Here is a 15,800-nt window from a genome sequence, read left to right on the forward strand (position 1 = left end):
AACTGTCATCGCCCGNCTNGNNNGGGCGATCCAGTATTCCAGAGACGTCAGTCGTATACGGAAAAGCTGCGGCGTACTGGATGCCCCGGTCAAGCCGGGGCATGACAGCGGTATGTGGTCGGCCTATCCCTTCCGCACATCCCCCGCTTCCGCCTCGCTCGCCTCGAGCGACGCGGGCTCGATCCCGTAGCGCTTGGTCAGCGGCATCTGGGCGATGGCGAAGATCATCGTGATCGGGGTGACGCCGAACACCTTGAAGTTCACCCAGAAGTCCGTGCTCTGGGTGCGCCAGACGATCTCGTTCAGCACCGCCATGCCGGCGAAGAACAGCGCCCAGCGCAGCGTGAGGATACGCCAGCCCTGCGGCGTCAGATTGAACATCTGGTCGAACATCACGGCGATGAAGGAGCGGCCGAACAACAGACCGCCGCCGAGGATCGCAGCGAACAGGCCGTAGATGATGGTCGGCTTGAGCTTGATGAAGGTCTCGTCGTGCAGCACCAGCGTCAGCGTGCCGAACACCAGCACGATCACGCCTGTGACGATCGCCATGATCGGGATGTGGCGCGTCACGACGTAGGAGGCAACCATCGCCGCCACGATCGCAACCATGAAGGCGCCGGTCGCGGCGAACAGATTGAACTTCGCGTTCACGAAGAAGAACACGAGCAGCGGCCCGAGCTCAGTCGCGAGCTTGAACAGCGGATGCGGCTGGGTCTTGTCCATTCTTCAGCTTTCGATTCCGGCGATGGCGCGGGCGAAATCGCGCGCGGTGAACGGCGCGAGATCGTCGACGCCTTCGCCGACGCCGATGAAATGCACCGGCAGTTTGAACTTTTCCGCGAGCGCCACCAGAATGCCGCCGCGGGCGGTGCCGTCGAGCTTGGTCATCACGAGGCCGGTGACCCCGGCGGTGCGATGGAAAGCCTCGACCTGCGACAGCGCGTTCTGGCCGACGGTGGCATCGAGCACAAGCAGCACGGCATGCGGCGCAGTGTCATCCACCTTGCGGATCACACGCACCACCTTTTCGAGCTCGTTCATCAGCTCGGCCTTGTTCTGCAACCGGCCGGCGGTGTCGATCAGGAGCACGTCGATATTCTGCTCCTTCGCCGCCGTCAGCGCGTTGAAGGCGAGGCTCGCCGAATCCGAGCCCTGCGCGCCCGCAATTACGGGCGTCTTCGTCCGCTCGCCCCACACCTTCAGTTGCTCGATCGCTGCTGCGCGAAACGTGTCGCCGGCAGCCAGCATCACCTTGCGGCCTTCGGAGGCGAATTTCTGCGAGAGCTTTCCGATCGTGGTGGTCTTGCCCGAGCCGTTGACGCCGACCACGAGGATCACGAACGGCTTTTTGGCCGCATCGATCACGAGCGGTTTTGCCACGGGCGACAGCACCTTCTCGACCTCTGTGGCGACGACGTCCTTGACCTCGTCCGCCGAGATCGCCTTGTCGTAGCGGCCGGTGCCGACGGCGTCCGCGATCCGCACCGCGACTGACGTGCCGAGGTCGGCGCGCAGCAGCACGTCCTCAATGTCGTCGAGCATGGCGCGGTCGAGCTTGCGCTTGGTGACGAGGTCGGCGACCGCGGTCCCGAGCGAGGACGAGGTGCGCTTCAGCCCGTTGGACAGGCGGCGCCACCAGCTCAGCTTGGGGGGATCTGACGTGGTATCGTTCATGGCGGGGGTGTGTTAGCCGTTCCGGCTGCCAAACGAAAGTCTTGACCGAAAGTCTTGCAATTGCTCGATGTTCCCCAATTGACCGCCGATGAAATTCTGGCCCGCGTACTCCATCGCGACGGGCTGATGCTGGTCATCGACAAGCCGGCCGGCCTTCCCGTGCATCGCGGTCCCAAGGGCGGCGCCAATCTGGAGGATTCCTTCCACGCGCTGTGCTTCGGCCTGCCGCGGCCGCCGGTGCTGGCTCACCGGCTGGACAAGGACACCTCCGGCTGCCTCGTGCTCGGCCGCCACCGCAAGGCGACGGCCTCGCTCGGCCTCCTGTTCAAGCACGGCAAGATCGGCAAGACCTACTGGACCGTGGTCGAGGGCGGGCCAGCCGAGGACGAGGGCACCGTCGACATGCCGCTCGGCCGGCTCAATGCCGAACGCGGCTGGTGGCAGAAGCCTGATCCGGAGGGACAGAAGGCGATCACCAACTGGAAAGTGATGGGCCGGGGCGACGGCTTTACCTGGCTGGCCATGGAACCGGTGACCGGGCGGACCCATCAATTGCGGGTGCATTCGGCCGCGACCGGCTGGCCGATCTTCGGCGATAACATTTACGGCAACGGCCCGCGCTTCGGCGAGCCGAAGCTGCACCTGCATTCCCGCGAGATCGTGGTGCCGATCTCCCGGAACAAGGAGCCCGTCCGCGTCGTGGCGCCGGCCCCGCCCCACATGCACGAAAAGCTCCGCGCCTGCGGCTGGAACGGGGAATAGCCGCGGTGTCGCTCAACCTCTCCCGCTTGCGGGAGAGGTCGCGCCGAAGGCGCGGGTGAGGGTTCTCTCCTCTTGGGGACTGTCCCATTGCGGAGACAACCCTCTCCCCAGCCCTCCCCCGCAAGCGGGGGAGGGAGCGCACCGCATTCGCGGCGGAAGCTCGCCAAGCTAGCTGCCTTCGGCCCATGGTTTACGAAACGTTCAGTGCTCGCCGCTAATGATGACGGTTGCTTAGAACAAGCTTCTGTAACCGCTCAGGATGAGCAGGGCGTGATGTCCAAGGCCGAGCTATCGATCATCGAAGAGGTCGAATCCGCGATTCGCGCAGGCTCGGCGGAAAAGGGCCTGGAAACGGCCCGGCGCGTCACCGATCTGTTCCTCTCCTCTGCCGGCAAATTCGATGACGAGCAGATCGCGCTGTTCGACGAGGTGCTCGAGCGCCTGATCGGCACCATCGAGCTGCGGGCGCTTGCCGACATGGGCGCACGCATCGCGCTCGCCGAGATCAGCGCGCAGCTGGCGCCGATCGCGCAGGCGCCGCCCTCGGTAATCCGCCGCCTCGCCAGCAATGACGAGATCCGCATCGCCGGTCCCGTGCTGCAGGAATCGGCCCGCCTCGACGACGGCGAGCTGGTGAAGATCGCCTCCAGCAAGGGCGAGCCGCATCTGCTGGCGGTCGCCGGCCGCTGGTGGCTGAAGGAGATCGTCACCGACGCACTTCTGGCGCGGCGCTATCCCAGCGTCAGCCGGCGGCTCGCCGCCAATCCCGGCGCGCGCGTCTCCGGAAACGGATTCGCCGTCATGATCGGGCAGGCCGAAGCCGATCCCGAACTTGCCGTCAGCGTCGGCGTCCGCGTCGACCTGCCGTCGGAGCTGCGCCGCCGATTGCTGCGCTCGGCGAGCGACGCCGTGCGCGCCCGCCTGCTGTCGCGCGCGCCGCCGCATCTGTTCGAGGAAATCCAGAGTGCGATCGCCGCCGTCACCGTCGGTGTCGATCGCCAGATGTCTGGCGTCCGCGATTTCGAAGGTGCCAAGCGGGCGATTGCAATGCTCAAGGCGACCAGCCAGCTCAACGAAGCGACGCTGCTCGGTTTCGCCACGCAGCGGCGCTATGAAGAGACCGCCGCGGCGCTGGCCGCATTGTCCGGATCGACCGTCGAGGTGATCCGCCCGCTGATGCAGAGCCTGCGCGAGGATGGCCTGCTGGTGCCGTGCAAGGCGGCGCAGCTCAGCTGGGAAACCGCGGTGGCCGTGCTCGAAAGCCGTTTTGCAACAGGCGCCATGAAGCCGGCGGATCTTGCACGGGCGCAAGGGCACTACGCGCGGATGACGCCCGAGAATGCCAAGCGGACGCTGCGGTTCTGGCAGGTCAGGGCGTCGTAGCGGCGCGCGTTCCGCGGACGAAGTATCCACACTCTCGGTGTCGTCCCTGCGAACGCAGGGACCCATAACCACAGGGAGAAGTTTGGCGAAGATTCGCAATTCGGTACTGCGACCATCCACAGCCGATAAATCACGCGGTATCGGTCCCTGCGTCCGCAGGGACGACGCTGGGGATATAGCGCGTCGCAACTCGCCGTAGCCCGACTAAACAGTCAGCCGCTCGCCATCGCTGCTAACAATCCTGCGCGGCACCACGCTTCCCACGCGCCCGCCCGCGATCGCCACCGGCAGATAGTGCTCCGTACGCCCCTGGCCCTCGCTCTCGATCAGCACCTCGCGCGTGGCACCGATCTCGGCTTGCAGCCGCCGCCGTAGTGCCGTTTCGCCCGCCGCACGCAGCCGCTTCGCGCGCTCCTTGATCGCCGGCCCCGCCACCTGCGGCATCCGCGCGGCCGGCGTGCCCGGGCGGGGCGAATAGGGGAAGACGTGCAGGAATGTCAGGCCGCATTCCTCGACCAGATCGAGCGAGCGCGAGAACATCTCCTCCGTCTCGGTCGGGAAACCCGCGATGATGTCGGCGCCGAAGGCGATGTCCGGGCGCAGGCGGCGGACCTGCTCGCAGAACGCGATCGCGTCCTGCCGCGAATGGCGCCGCTTCATGCGCTTCAAGATCATGTCGTCGCCGGACTGCAACGACAGATGCAGATGCGGCATCAGCCGCGCATCGCCGGCGATGGCGTCAAGCAGATCGGCATCCGCCTCGATCGAATCGATCGAGGAAATGCGCAGGCGCTTCAACTCCGGCACGTGCCGCAAGATCTGCTTCGTCAGCATGCCGAGCTTCGGCGCGCCCGGAAGGTCAGCACCGTAGCTGGTGAGATCGACACCGGTCAGCACGATCTCGGCATGGCCGCGTTCGGCCAGCGTCCGCACCTGCTCGACCACCGCACCCATCGGTACCGAGCGCGAATTGCCGCGGCCATAGGGGATGATGCAGAAGGTGCAGCGATGGTCACAGCCGTTCTGCAGCTGCACGAACACGCGCGGCAGGCCGCTCGCATAGCCGTCGATCAGATGCGGCGCCATCTCCCTCACGGCCATGATGTCGCTGACGGCGATCTTCTCGCCGGCGCCGAGATCGAAGGCATCGCGGGCATCGCGCCACACGGATGACCGCATCTTGTCGTCATTGCCGACGACGCGATCGACCTCGGTCATGTCGGCGAACATCGCAGCTTGCGTCTGCGCCGCGCAACCGGTGACGACGATGCGCGCGTCGGGCCGTTCGCGCTTCAGCTTGCGGATCGATTGCCGCGCCTGCGCCACCGCCTCATTGGTGACGGCGCAACTGTTGATGACGATAGTGTCGGAGAGTCCAGCGCCCTCGGCCTCGCGGCGGATCACCTCGGCCTCGAAGGCGTTGAGGCGGCAGCCAAAGGTGACGACGTCGACGGCCATCAGGCGACCGGCGCAAACAGCGCCGGATCGAACCTGCCCTCATATTCGAAGGTCGCAGTGCCCGTCATCAGCACGTGGTCGTCGCGCTCGCGCCATTCGATGCCGAGCTTGCCGCCGGGCAGCGTAATCTCGACATTGCGCTCGACACGCTTCAGGCGGGCCGCGGCCACTGCCGTTGCGCAGGCCGCCGAGCCGCAGGCCCTGGTCAGGCCGGCACCGCGTTCCCAGGTGCGGATGGTGATGTGCTTGTCATCGACGATATGGGCGAGCGTGATGTTGGCGCGCTCCGGGAAGATCGGATGGTTTTCGAGCAGCGGACCGAAACGCTCGAGATCATAGGCGTTGACGTCGTCGACCCAGAAGATCGCATGCGGATTGCCCATGCTCACCACGGAGGGCGAATGCAGGATGGGATTGTCGATCGGCCCGATCTGCAATTCGATGTAGCGGGTATCGCGGAACTCTTCCGCCAGCGGAATGTCCTGCCAGCCGAACTTCGGCGCACCCATATCGACGGTGTAGAGATCGGGCGCCGGGCCTTGCCAGGCATTGAGCAAGCCGGCCGCCGTCTCGAACGTCGCGGCGGTCTGCCCGTTCTTCTCGAAGATGCGCCGCACCACACAGCGCATGCCGTTGCCGCAGGCGCCTGCCTCCGAGCCGTCATTGTTGTAGATGCGGATGAAGGCTTCGGTGCCGTCGAGCCGCGGCTTCTGCAGCACCATGAGCTGGTCGTAGGCCACACCGCCGTTCGCAGACGCCACCGCGCGGGCGTCGTCCGGCGTCACCGGGCCCGCAGAATCGCGCATGTCGACAACGACGATCTCGTTGCCGATGCCGTTCATCTTGGCAAATGCGTGATTGGCGAGCGAGCTCATGAAAATTCCCGAATTTCGCCTGTCTTATATGGCGATCCTTGCCGGCTTGGCCAGTGATTTGCGGTCGGCGGCCGAGCGGTCTGCCATGACGCATCTGTCATGGGACGAATTTGGCACCCGCGTGTTAGAACGGCGAAAGCTCGCCGCGAACCGGGATGCGCGGCCGGGCTCAAGCCGGATTAGGCCTTGGTGGGCAAGGTCTTGCTGATGAAGGGCCTTGGTTAAGGCCTTGGGGAGAATAAAAATGATCAGGTTTCGTCGTCTTGCTCTGGCCGCGCTGATCCCGGCAGCGGCCTTGTCGCTTGGCCTGCCTGAGGTTCTGGCGCAAACCCCGAGCCCGGCACCGGCGGCCTCGGCAAGTCCCTCGCCGGCCCCATCGGCTTCTCCCGCCCCGGCCGCGAGCGTCTCGCCGGCCCCTGCGGCGACGGCCTCACCCGCGCCGTCGCCTGCCGCCAGCGCGTCGCCGGCCCCGACAACGTCGCCCTCGCCCGCAGCCAGCGCCTCACCCAGCCCAACGGCCCCGCCACCGGCGGCGGCCGCAACACCTGCCCCGGTGCAGACCGCCGATCCGTTCGGCCTGGAGACCACGCTCGAGGCCAAGAAGGTCGTGATGGTCAAGGGCACTGCCAATTGGGACTCGGCCTTCGACACGCTGATCGATGCCTTCAAGGCACTGAACACGCTCCTGGACAAGCAGGGCATCAAGCCATCGGGCAATGCGATGATCGTCTACACCTCGACGGACGATACCGGCTTCACCTTCCTTGCCGAGATCCCTGTCGAGCAGGATCCCAAGAACCTCGCCAAGGACATGAGCATCGGCAAGTCGCCGGAAGGCAAGGTGCTGAAATTCGTCCATCGCGGCTCCTACGACAACATGGACAACACCTATGAGGCGATCACCAACCACCTCGACGACAAGAGGCTGGAAGCCAAGGACACCTTCATCGAGGAATACCTCACCGATCCGCTGAAGACGGCAGAGGACAAGCTCGTGATCAACGTTTTCGTGCCGCTGAAGTGAGACCAATGAAAAAGACTGCCGTACTTGCTACGTCCCTTGCCGCCGTTTTCGCCGCCACGCTGCTGACAACGCCCGCGCTTGCCGATGATTTTCCATCCGCCATTACGGTGAGCGGCGAAGCCAACATTTCCGCGGCGCCCGATCTGGCGCAGATCGACGCCGGCGTCGCCAACGACGCCAAGACGGCGAAGGAAGCGTCCGATGCCAACAACGCCGCGATGGGCAAGGTGCTGCTGGCGCTGAAGGGCGCCGGCATCGCCGAGAAGGATTACCAGACCTCGCGGCTGTCGCTGCAGCCGCAATACGGCCAGAACAAATCCACCGGCGCATCCCCGGTGGTCGGCTTCCGCGCTTCGAACCGCGTCACCGTGAAAATCCGCGACGTGACCAAGGTCGCCGGCATCATCGACACGCTGGTCAGCGCCGGCGCCAACGACATCGGCAACATCTCCTTCGAGGTGACGCAGGCGTCAAAACTGCTCGACGACGCGCGCGAGCAGGCGATCGTGGACGCCCGCCGCAAGGCGGAGATCTACGCCAAGGCCACCGGCGTGACGCTGGGCGCTCCGCTCAGCGTCACCGAGGGCGGCGGCCCGGTGCCGCTGTTCAAGGGGCGGATGGCAGCACCAATGGCCGCATCCCCGCAAGCCGCGGTTGCGCCCGGTGAGGAAACGCTGTCGGTGACGGTGAATGTGAGCTGGGCGATCAAGCAGGGGCAGTAGTCCCGTTCCTAAGAGGCACGTCGCCGCAACACCAATGGTGCAGTCCCTGCGAACGCGTTCGCAGGGACTTATCATGCATGCCCGTTAAGGGAGGTTCGCGGCGAGTCTTTCCGTTGATGAATCGGCCCATCGCCCAAGTTGCTGTATCCAGTATGTCGCTGAGCGAGGCGACCGATCAAGCGTCCGGCGGCAGTGGATAGCATTGTTGCCTGATCAATCATTCGCGCTGATATCAGTAAAAAGAAAACCCGCCGGCGTCTTGGTAAAGACGAAGATGAGCTCGCCGCAGAAGACGAAGTAACTGTCGTTCTTATAATCGTCGCGATCGTAGACGGCCTTGCCGCGCTGGATACACGCGCGATTTTTCGCCGTGAACGAGGTCCGATAGGTCTTGGCGCCAAATTGCGCGGCGTCGCGAATTGCGTTGTCGTTCATGAACGGCAATCGTGTCATACCGGCGACGGCGACGGAATCGTTTGCCTTCAGCGCCGCACGAAACTTCTCGATGAAGCCATCGAATTCCTTCTGCAAGGCAGGAGAAGCGACGGCGTTCTTCGCCCGGGCGACGGTTGGAGCAAGGTTCACAAGAGCGGTTGCGAGCACAATTCTCAGCAAAAATCCCACAGGCCAGCTCCATCCATCGATCAATCAAGGTCTTCCGACCAAAAGAAATCCATGGTGTTTTGTTGCGTCATGGGCTTTCTGGTTCAACCGCGCAGAGCCGTAGGCACTTGTCGCTATAGGAGCAAAGCGGACATTGCTTTCGTCGCATCACGCCGCCGGGTTTATGGGTACACGACCTAAATCTCCACCACCTGCCCCGGCTGCATCGCCACAAACCGCTCCTGCGGAAGCTTCGCGGCGTCGAGCGCCTCGACCAGCGCCTTGGCCGGCGCGTCGATCGCCTCATCCGTGAGCTGGAACGTGCCGTGATGATGCCCGAGCGCGGCCTCGGCGCCGCAATCGCGTAGCGCCTTCACCGCGTCCTCCGGGTTCATGTGCTGGTCGCGCATGAACCAGCGCGGCTCGTAGGCGCCGATGGGGAGGATCGCCAGACGCAGCTTGCCGTGCTTCTCGGCGACGCGGCGGAAATGCCGGCCATCGCCGTAGCCGGAATCGCAGACGACGTAGATTTTCCCCCCAGGCGTCTCCAGCACAAAACTCGCCCATAGCGCCTTGTTGCGATCGAACATGCCGCGCGCCGTCCAATGCCGGGTCGGCACCAAATGCACGGCGATGCCCCCGCCGAGCTCGACGCGGTCGTGCCAGTCGAAGGCTTCCACCTTGATCGTGGAATCCCAGCTGCGCATCGTCACGTCGTTGCCGAGCGGGGTGACCACGCGCGGGGCAAAATTCTTGGTGAGCCGCGACAGCGTCGCGATGTCGAGATGATCGTAATGGCCGTGCGAGACCAGCACGACGTCGATCTTCGGCAGCTTCTCGAAGGCGATGCCGGGATCGTTGTGCCGCTTCGGCCCGGCCCAGGCGACCGGCGAAACCCGCGTCGACCAGACTGGGTCGACCAGGATGTTGAGGCCGCCGGTCTGGATCAGCCAGCTGGCATGCCCGACGAAGGAGAGCCGCACCTTGTCGCCGTCGACGCGGGCCGGCGGGGTGTCGGCATGGGGGCTGGGCGCCCAGTCGGGCCAGGTGGCGCGCTGCCGCTTGCCGCCGAGCTGCCAGCGCAGCACCTCCCGAAGCGATTTCGGCGGCGCGCCGTCCGGATCGAAGAAGTTCAGACCGTCGAAATGGTCGGAGGCGGGACCGTCGTAGGTTTTCATGCGGGACATCCAGAGGGACGGGACACCGACCAGGGCGCCGGCCCCGGCAAGCAGTCCGAACAGGCGGCGGCGGGTGATCGGCACGGCGGGCTTCAGGAATGGTGGCGGAGGTAAGTCATCACCTTCTATATGGGCAGGGCAAAAGGAAAAAGGAACCGGCAGTCGAAAGCGCCATATTTTCAGGATGTTACCTTGATAGAGACATTTCGGCGCCCCAACTTTCCTTGACTTTTGGGCGGGAGCGGCGTTTAACCCCGCCACTTTCTCGGAAAGGCTTTCTTTTCCACCCGCCGACTGGTCCTCGAGGCCAGAGGTCAACGCCCGACAGCGCTGTGCGCCCTCGGGCGTAAAGGTGTTTGGAAGATCGCTTGCCCAAGGAGGTGGTCATCGCCCGACTTGATCGGGCGATCCAGTATTCCAGAGGCGGCTCGGCTGGAACCGAGGTGCCGCGGCGTACTGGATGCCCCGGTCAAGCCGGGGCATGACAGCAGTGAGTAACGGAGCGCTCCTCCCGTCGGGAGGACAGCAACAGGACAACGGCATTGTTCGACAATCTGTCGGAACGGCTTGGCGGAATTCTCGATCGTCTGACGGGGCGCGGTGCGCTGACCGAAAAGGACGTCGATGCCGCGATGCGCGAGGTGCGCCGCGCGCTGCTGGAGGCCGACGTCGCGCTGGAAGTGGTGCGCAGCTTCACCGAACGCGTGCGCGAGCAGGCGATCGGCGCCACCGTCGTCAAGTCGGTCACCCCCGGCCAGATGGTGGTCAAGATCGTCCATGACGAGCTGATCAACACGCTCGGTGCCGAAAGCCAGACCATCGACGTCAATTCCGTGCCGCCGGTGCCGATCATGATGGTCGGTCTGCAGGGCTCGGGCAAGACGACCACCACCGCAAAGCTCGCCCGCCGCCTGGTCCAGCGCGACAAGCGCAAGGTGCTGATGGCCTCGCTCGACGTCTATCGTCCGGCGGCGATGGAGCAGCTGGCCGTGCTCGGCCGCGACCTCGACATTCCGACCCTGCCGATCGTGGCGGGACAGCAGCCGCCGCAGATTGCCAAGCGCGCGCTGGAAGCCGGCAAGCTCGGCGGCTACGACATCGTGCTGCTCGACACCGCCGGCCGCACCACGCTCGACGAAGATATGATGGCGGAAGCAGCCGCGATCAAAGCCGCGGCCAATCCGCACGAAGTGCTGCTGGTCGCCGACAGCCTCACCGGTCAGGACGCCGTAAATCTCGCGCGCGCGTTCGATCAGCGCGTCGGCCTCACCGGCATCGTGCTGACACGAGTTGACGGCGACGGCCGCGGCGGTGCTGCGCTGTCGATGCGCGCGGTAACCGGCAAGCCGATCAAGCTGATCGGCACCGGTGAAAAGACCGACGCGCTGGAAGACTTCCATCCCGACCGTATCGCCGGCCGCATCCTCGGCATGGGCGACGTGGTGTCGCTGGTCGAGCGCGCTGCCGCCAATATCGACGCCGAGAAGGCCGCGCGCACCGCCGAGCGCATGCGCAAGGGTCAGTTCGACCTCAACGACATGCGCGAGCAGCTGCTGCAGATGGCCAATATGGGCGGCATCAGCGGCCTGATGGGCATGATGCCCGGTATCGCCAAGATGAAGAACCAGATCGCGGCCGCGGGGATCGACGACAAGATCCTGAAGCGCCAGGTTGCGGTGATCGATTCCATGACGCGCGACGAGCGCCGTCATCCCGATTTGCTCAAGGCCAGCCGCAAGAAGCGTATCGCTGCAGGGTCCGGCCAGAGCGTCGAGCAGGTCAACAAACTGCTCAAGATGCACCGGAACATGGCTGACGTGATGAAGGCGATGGGCTCGGGCAAGCGCGGCCCGCTCGCCGGCATCGCGCAGGCCATGGGCTTTGGCGGCGGCATGAAGCCGCCCTCGCCGGAAGAGATGAAGGCGCTGCAGGAGAAGATGCAGAGCGGCGGCGGACAGGGTTTGCCCAGTTTGCCGAAGGATCTGCCGGCCGGCTTGCGTCAGGGCCTGCCGAATGTGCCGGGCCTCACGGGCCTCAGCGGCAAGCCGATGCTGCCGGGCCTCGGCGGTTTTCCCGGCAAGAAGAAATGAGGAATTCGTCGCACGGGATCGATAAGCGTCCCGCGCAACGCGGAATACCAATCAACCGAACAAACTGTACTTTGAAGGAGAACTGAATGTCCGTCGTTATCCGCCTCGCTCGCGCAGGCACCAAGAAGCGTCCCGTCTATCACGTCGTCGTCGCCGACTCGCGCTTCCCGCGCGATGGCCGCTTCATCGAGCGTCTCGGCTATTTCAACCCGCTGCTGCCGAAGGACAACGAGACCCGTCTGAAGCTCGACATGGACAAGGTGAAGGCCTGGCTCGCCAAGGGCGCGCAGCCGTCCGACCGCGTGGCGCGTTTCCTCGACGCTGCCGGCGTCAAGAAGCGCGAAGCGCGCAACAACCCCGAGAAGGCCGTGCCGCGCAAGGAGCGCAAGGCGCAAGCCGAAGCCGCCGCGAAGGGCTAAGGCTAGATTATGTCGGCGCTGGTCTGCGTCGCGCGGATCGGCGCCGCGCATGGTGTGCGCGGTGCGGTCAAACTGTGGACCTTCACCGAGGATCCCTTTGCCGTCAGGCGCTATGGTCCGCTGCTGTCCAAGGACGGCAAGCGTCAGTTCGAGGTCGCAACGGCGCGCGAGGCCAAGGATCATCTGGTCGCGACGTTCAAGGGCGTCACGACCCGCGATGAGGCCGAGCGCCTCAACGGCATCGAGCTCTACGTCGCGCGCGAAAAACTGCCCGCGACCGATGCGGACGAATATTACCACACCGATCTGATCGGGCTCGTCGCTGTCACCACGGACGGCGACGCGCTCGGCCGCGTGCTCGCGATCCACAATTTCGGCGCCGGCGACATCATCGAGATCGCGCCCCCAAAAGGCACGACGATGCTGCTGCCGTTCACGAACGCCGTGGTGCCGGAGGTCGATCTCAAAGGCGGCCGCGTGGTGATCGCGCTGCCGCAGGAGATCGAGGGCGACGACGCTCCCTCGGCGGCTCCCCGCGAACGCGGGGACCCATAACCACGGGCCGTGGTTTTGGCTAAGCTGATTGCGATGGCAAACCCCTCACCCTGGCGCGCGACGGTGCTGACGCTGTTTCCGGAGATGTTTCCGGGACCGCTGGGCGTGAGCCTTGCCGGCCGGGCGCTGGCCTCGGGGCTCTGGGAGATTGAGGCGCGGGACATCAGGGCGTCCGCCACCGACCGCCATCGCAGCGTCGACGACACCCCGGCCGGCGGCGGGCCGGGCATGGTGCTGCGGGCGGATGTTCTGGCGGCAGCCATCGATGCCGCCGAGATCGCCCCCGAGCGGCCGCGCCTGCTGATGAGCCCGCGCGGTCGGCCATTGACTCAGGCCCGGGTGACAGAGCTTGCCTTCGGCCCCGGCCCCCTGATCGTCTGCGGGCGGTTCGAGGGGATCGACCAGCGGGTGATCGACGGGCGGGGCCTGGAGGAGGTCTCGATCGGGGATTACGTGCTGTCCGGGGGCGAAATCGCAGCTTTAGCCCTGATCGATGCCTGCGTTCGGCTGCTGCCGGGCGTGATGGGCAAGGAGGCCTCGGGAACCGAGGAAAGCTTCTCCGATGGCCTTTTAGAGTACCCCCAATACACCCGTCCGCAGCTGTTCGAGGGGACCCCGATCCCGGAGGTCCTGACCTCCGGCGACCATGCCAAGGTGGCCAGCTGGCGGCGGGCGCAATCGGAGGCCCTCACGGCGGCCCGGCGGCCCGATTTATGGGCCCAGATCCCACCCAAGCCGGCGAATCGGGCCGGTCGCCAAAAAACGCCAAAAAACAAGACAGACGGGTGACAAACGCTCCGGCTTGCCTTATAGGAGCGGCCAAATCCGCAATGGCTGGATAGACGAATTTTGCGCAGCCCCCCGTTTCCAGGGCTGGGCGCGCCGATGGAGATTTACCCATGAACCTGATCAAGCAGCTCGAGCAAGAGCAATTCGACAAGCTGTCCGCCGGCAAGGACATTCCGGAATTCGGTCCCGGCGACACCGTGATCGTCAACGTGAAGGTGGTCGAAGGCGACCGCACCCGCGTGCAGGCCTATGAAGGCGTCTGCATCGGCCGTTCCGGCGGTGGCCTCAACGAGAGCTTCACCGTCCGCAAGATCTCCTATGGCGAGGGCGTGGAGCGCGTGTTCCCGGTGATGTCGCCGATGATCGACTCGATCAAGGTGGTGCGTCGCGGCAAGGTGCGTCGCGCCAAGCTCTATTACCTCCGCAACCTTCGCGGCAAGTCGGCCCGCATCGTCGAGAAGCAGGACCGCCAGACCGCGGTCGGCGAGTAAGCTCCGCCCCACCAGGCAAGTTTTCGAAAGCGCGGGGCTCGGCTCCGCGCTTTTTTGTTGCGTCAGCCGTGCGCGTCAAACCACTCGCGCTTCCAATTCGGCCTGCTATATATTCTTGGAATGTTTCCAGATCCGACCAGCCTCGCCCCCGTCAAGCGCATCGTCATCGACGATCGCTCGCGGCTGCCTGGCCGGTTCTTCGGACGCTTCGCGACCTCGGCAACGTCAGAGCTTACGCGCGCAGCCTAAAAGCTGCGCTGACGATTTTGTTGCCGGCGCGCCGCGCGCGCCTATCCGCTGACACAACATTCTTTCGGAGCTCAAGCTCATGTCCAAACCGACCACATTGTACGACAAGATCTGGAACGACCACCTGGTGCACGAAGCCGAGGACGGCACCTGCCTGCTCTATATCGACCGCCACCTGGTGCACGAGGTGACCTCGCCGCAGGCGTTCGAAGGCCTGCGCGCCACCGGCCGCAAGGTGCACGCGCCCGAGAAGACGCTCGCCGTCGTCGACCACAACGTGCCGACCACCGATCGCACCAAGCCGAATCCCGATCCTGAAAGCATCGAGCAGATCAAGGCGCTGGCCGAGAACGCCAGGGAATTCGGCATCGAATATTACAACGAGTTCGACAAGCGCCAGGGCGTCGTCCACGTCATCGGCCCCGAGCAGGGTTTTACCCTGCCCGGCACCACCATCGTCTGCGGTGACAGCCACACCTCGACGCATGGCGCGTTCGGCGCGCTCGCGCACGGCATCGGCACGAGCGAGGTCGAGCACGTTCTGGCGACGCAGACGCTGATCCAGAAGAAGGCCAAGAACATGCGCGTCACCGTCGACGGCAAATTGCCCGATGGCGTGACGGGCAAGGACATCATCCTCGCCATCATCGGCGAGATCGGCACCGCGGGCGGCACCGGCTACGTGCTGGAATACGCCGGCGACGCCATCAGCGCGCTCAGCATGGAAGGCCGCATGACGGTCTGTAACATGTCGATCGAAGGCGGCGCGCGCGCCGGCCTGGTTGCGCCCGACCAGAAGGCGTTCGACTTCCTGCGCGGCCGCCCCAAAGCGCCGAAGGGCGCGGACTGGGATGCCGCCATGCGCTACTGGGAGAAGCTGCGCTCCGACGAGGGCGCGCATTTCGACAACGAGCTGCGCCTCGATGCGGCCAAGCTGCCGCCGATCGTGACCTGGGGCACTTCGCCTGAGGACGTCATCTCGGTGACCGGCATCGTGCCCGACCCCGACCAGATTGCGGACGAGGCCAAGCGTCTCTCCAAGCATCGTGCGCTCAAGTACATGGGCCTGACCGCGGGCACGAAGATCACCGACATCAAGGTCGACCGCATCTTCATCGGCTCCTGCACCAACGGCCGCATCGAAGATCTGCGCGCTGCTGCGAAGATCGCCGAAGGCAAGACCGTTTCGGCGCATGTCAACGCCATGGTCGTGCCGGGCTCCGGCATCGTCAAGGAGCAGGCCGAGGCCGAGGGTCTCGACAAGATCTTCATCAAGGCCGGCTTCGAATGGCGCGAGCCGGGCTGCTCGATGTGCCTTGCGATGAACCCGGACAAGCTGGCTCCGGAAGAGCGTTGCGCCTCGACCTCGAACCGCAATTTCGAGGGCCGCCAGGGCTTCAAGGGCCGCACCCATCTGGTGTCGCCGGCGATGGCGGCAGCGGCGGCGATCGCGGGTCACTTCGTCGACGTCAGGGACTGGCGCTAAGCCACTGCCTGCAATTGTAGCGATCGCGGCAAACAGCCG

Annotated in this window: 16 protein-coding genes; 10 read left to right on the forward strand and 6 right to left on the reverse strand. The window is 65.1% G+C overall.

The window, feature by feature from the left end:
• Positions 1 to 123: 123 nt before the first annotated feature.
• Complete coding sequence (locus A3AS_RS0117600) at positions 124 to 726, reverse strand: septation protein A (RefSeq protein ID WP_018318890.1); 603 nt, start codon at positions 724 to 726, stop codon at positions 124 to 126.
• A 3-nt stretch (positions 727 to 729) separates the two neighbouring features.
• Positions 730 to 1,677, reverse strand: a complete 948-nt coding sequence (gene ftsY / locus A3AS_RS0117605; protein ID WP_018318891.1) for a signal recognition particle-docking protein FtsY — start codon at positions 1,675 to 1,677, stop codon at positions 730 to 732.
• Between the two features lie 60 nt (positions 1,678 to 1,737).
• On the opposite strand from ftsY, the gene A3AS_RS0117610 reads away from it, so the two are divergent.
• Positions 1,738 to 2,439, forward strand: coding sequence for an RluA family pseudouridine synthase (locus A3AS_RS0117610; RefSeq protein ID WP_026202090.1), 702 nt, complete (start codon positions 1,738 to 1,740; stop codon positions 2,437 to 2,439).
• Positions 2,440 to 2,712: 273 nt separating this feature from the next.
• The gene (locus A3AS_RS0117615) at positions 2,713 to 3,822 is read left to right on the forward strand and encodes a DUF2336 domain-containing protein (RefSeq protein WP_018318893.1); all 1,110 of its coding nucleotides are present in this window, start codon (positions 2,713 to 2,715) and stop codon (positions 3,820 to 3,822) included.
• 204 nt (positions 3,823 to 4,026) lie between these two features.
• On the opposite strand, the gene mtaB is transcribed toward A3AS_RS0117615, so the two are convergent.
• A complete protein-coding gene (gene mtaB / locus A3AS_RS0117620; RefSeq protein ID WP_018318894.1) occupies positions 4,027 to 5,280 on the reverse strand; it encodes a tRNA (N(6)-L-threonylcarbamoyladenosine(37)-C(2))-methylthiotransferase MtaB in 1,254 nt (417 codons plus the stop codon).
• Positions 5,280 to 6,155: a diaminopimelate epimerase gene (gene dapF, locus A3AS_RS0117625; protein ID WP_018318895.1), complete on the reverse strand. Its 876-nt coding sequence runs from the start codon at positions 6,153 to 6,155 to the stop codon at positions 5,280 to 5,282. The genes mtaB and dapF overlap by 1 nt, the downstream gene beginning before the upstream one ends.
• Before the next feature lie 244 nt (positions 6,156 to 6,399).
• Here dapF and A3AS_RS45100 point away from each other — a divergent pair, with 244 nt between their 5' ends.
• Both A3AS_RS45100 and A3AS_RS0117635 read left to right on the forward strand, forming a co-directional pair.
• Positions 6,400 to 7,179, forward strand: coding sequence for a GyrI-like domain-containing protein (locus A3AS_RS45100; RefSeq protein ID WP_018318896.1), 780 nt, complete (start codon positions 6,400 to 6,402; stop codon positions 7,177 to 7,179).
• A 5-nt stretch (positions 7,180 to 7,184) separates the two neighbouring features.
• Positions 7,185 to 7,901, forward strand: a complete 717-nt coding sequence (locus A3AS_RS0117635) for an SIMPL domain-containing protein (protein ID WP_026202091.1) — start codon at positions 7,185 to 7,187, stop codon at positions 7,899 to 7,901.
• Positions 7,902 to 8,114: 213 nt separating this feature from the next.
• Here A3AS_RS0117635 and A3AS_RS0117640 read toward each other — a convergent pair whose 3' ends face one another.
• On the reverse strand, positions 8,115 to 8,525 hold the full coding sequence (locus tag A3AS_RS0117640) for a hypothetical protein (RefSeq protein WP_245283207.1): 411 nt from the start codon (positions 8,523 to 8,525) through the stop codon (positions 8,115 to 8,117).
• A 176-nt stretch (positions 8,526 to 8,701) separates the two neighbouring features.
• Positions 8,702 to 9,766 (reverse strand): MBL fold metallo-hydrolase, encoded by a 1,065-nt coding sequence (locus tag A3AS_RS0117645; RefSeq protein ID WP_018318899.1) that lies wholly within the window; start codon positions 9,764 to 9,766, stop codon positions 8,702 to 8,704.
• Between the two features lie 458 nt (positions 9,767 to 10,224).
• Between A3AS_RS0117645 and ffh the strand changes: the two genes are divergently transcribed.
• The 6 genes from ffh (at position 10,225) to leuC (ending at position 15,761) form a co-directional block, all read left to right on the forward strand.
• Positions 10,225 to 11,772: a signal recognition particle protein gene (ffh, locus tag A3AS_RS0117650; RefSeq protein WP_018318900.1), complete on the forward strand. Its 1,548-nt coding sequence runs from the start codon at positions 10,225 to 10,227 to the stop codon at positions 11,770 to 11,772.
• Between the two features lie 86 nt (positions 11,773 to 11,858).
• Positions 11,859 to 12,191: a 30S ribosomal protein S16 gene (rpsP, locus tag A3AS_RS0117655; RefSeq protein WP_008133080.1), complete on the forward strand. Its 333-nt coding sequence runs from the start codon at positions 11,859 to 11,861 to the stop codon at positions 12,189 to 12,191.
• Between the two features lie 9 nt (positions 12,192 to 12,200).
• Positions 12,201 to 12,746: a ribosome maturation factor RimM gene (gene rimM, locus A3AS_RS0117660; RefSeq protein WP_018318901.1), complete on the forward strand. Its 546-nt coding sequence runs from the start codon at positions 12,201 to 12,203 to the stop codon at positions 12,744 to 12,746.
• A 33-nt stretch (positions 12,747 to 12,779) separates the two neighbouring features.
• Positions 12,780 to 13,535 (forward strand): tRNA (guanosine(37)-N1)-methyltransferase TrmD, encoded by a 756-nt coding sequence (trmD, locus tag A3AS_RS0117665; RefSeq protein ID WP_018318902.1) that lies wholly within the window; start codon positions 12,780 to 12,782, stop codon positions 13,533 to 13,535.
• Between the two features lie 110 nt (positions 13,536 to 13,645).
• Positions 13,646 to 14,026, forward strand: coding sequence for a 50S ribosomal protein L19 (gene rplS / locus A3AS_RS0117670; RefSeq protein ID WP_018318903.1), 381 nt, complete (start codon positions 13,646 to 13,648; stop codon positions 14,024 to 14,026).
• A gap of 328 nt (positions 14,027 to 14,354) precedes the next feature.
• Positions 14,355 to 15,761 (forward strand): 3-isopropylmalate dehydratase large subunit, encoded by a 1,407-nt coding sequence (gene leuC, locus A3AS_RS0117680; RefSeq protein ID WP_018318905.1) that lies wholly within the window; start codon positions 14,355 to 14,357, stop codon positions 15,759 to 15,761.
• Positions 15,762 to 15,800: the final 39 nt, after the last annotated feature.

Source organism: Bradyrhizobium sp. WSM2793, from assembly GCF_000379585.1.
In the GTDB taxonomy this organism is placed as follows: Bacteria; Pseudomonadota; Alphaproteobacteria; order Rhizobiales; family Xanthobacteraceae; genus Bradyrhizobium.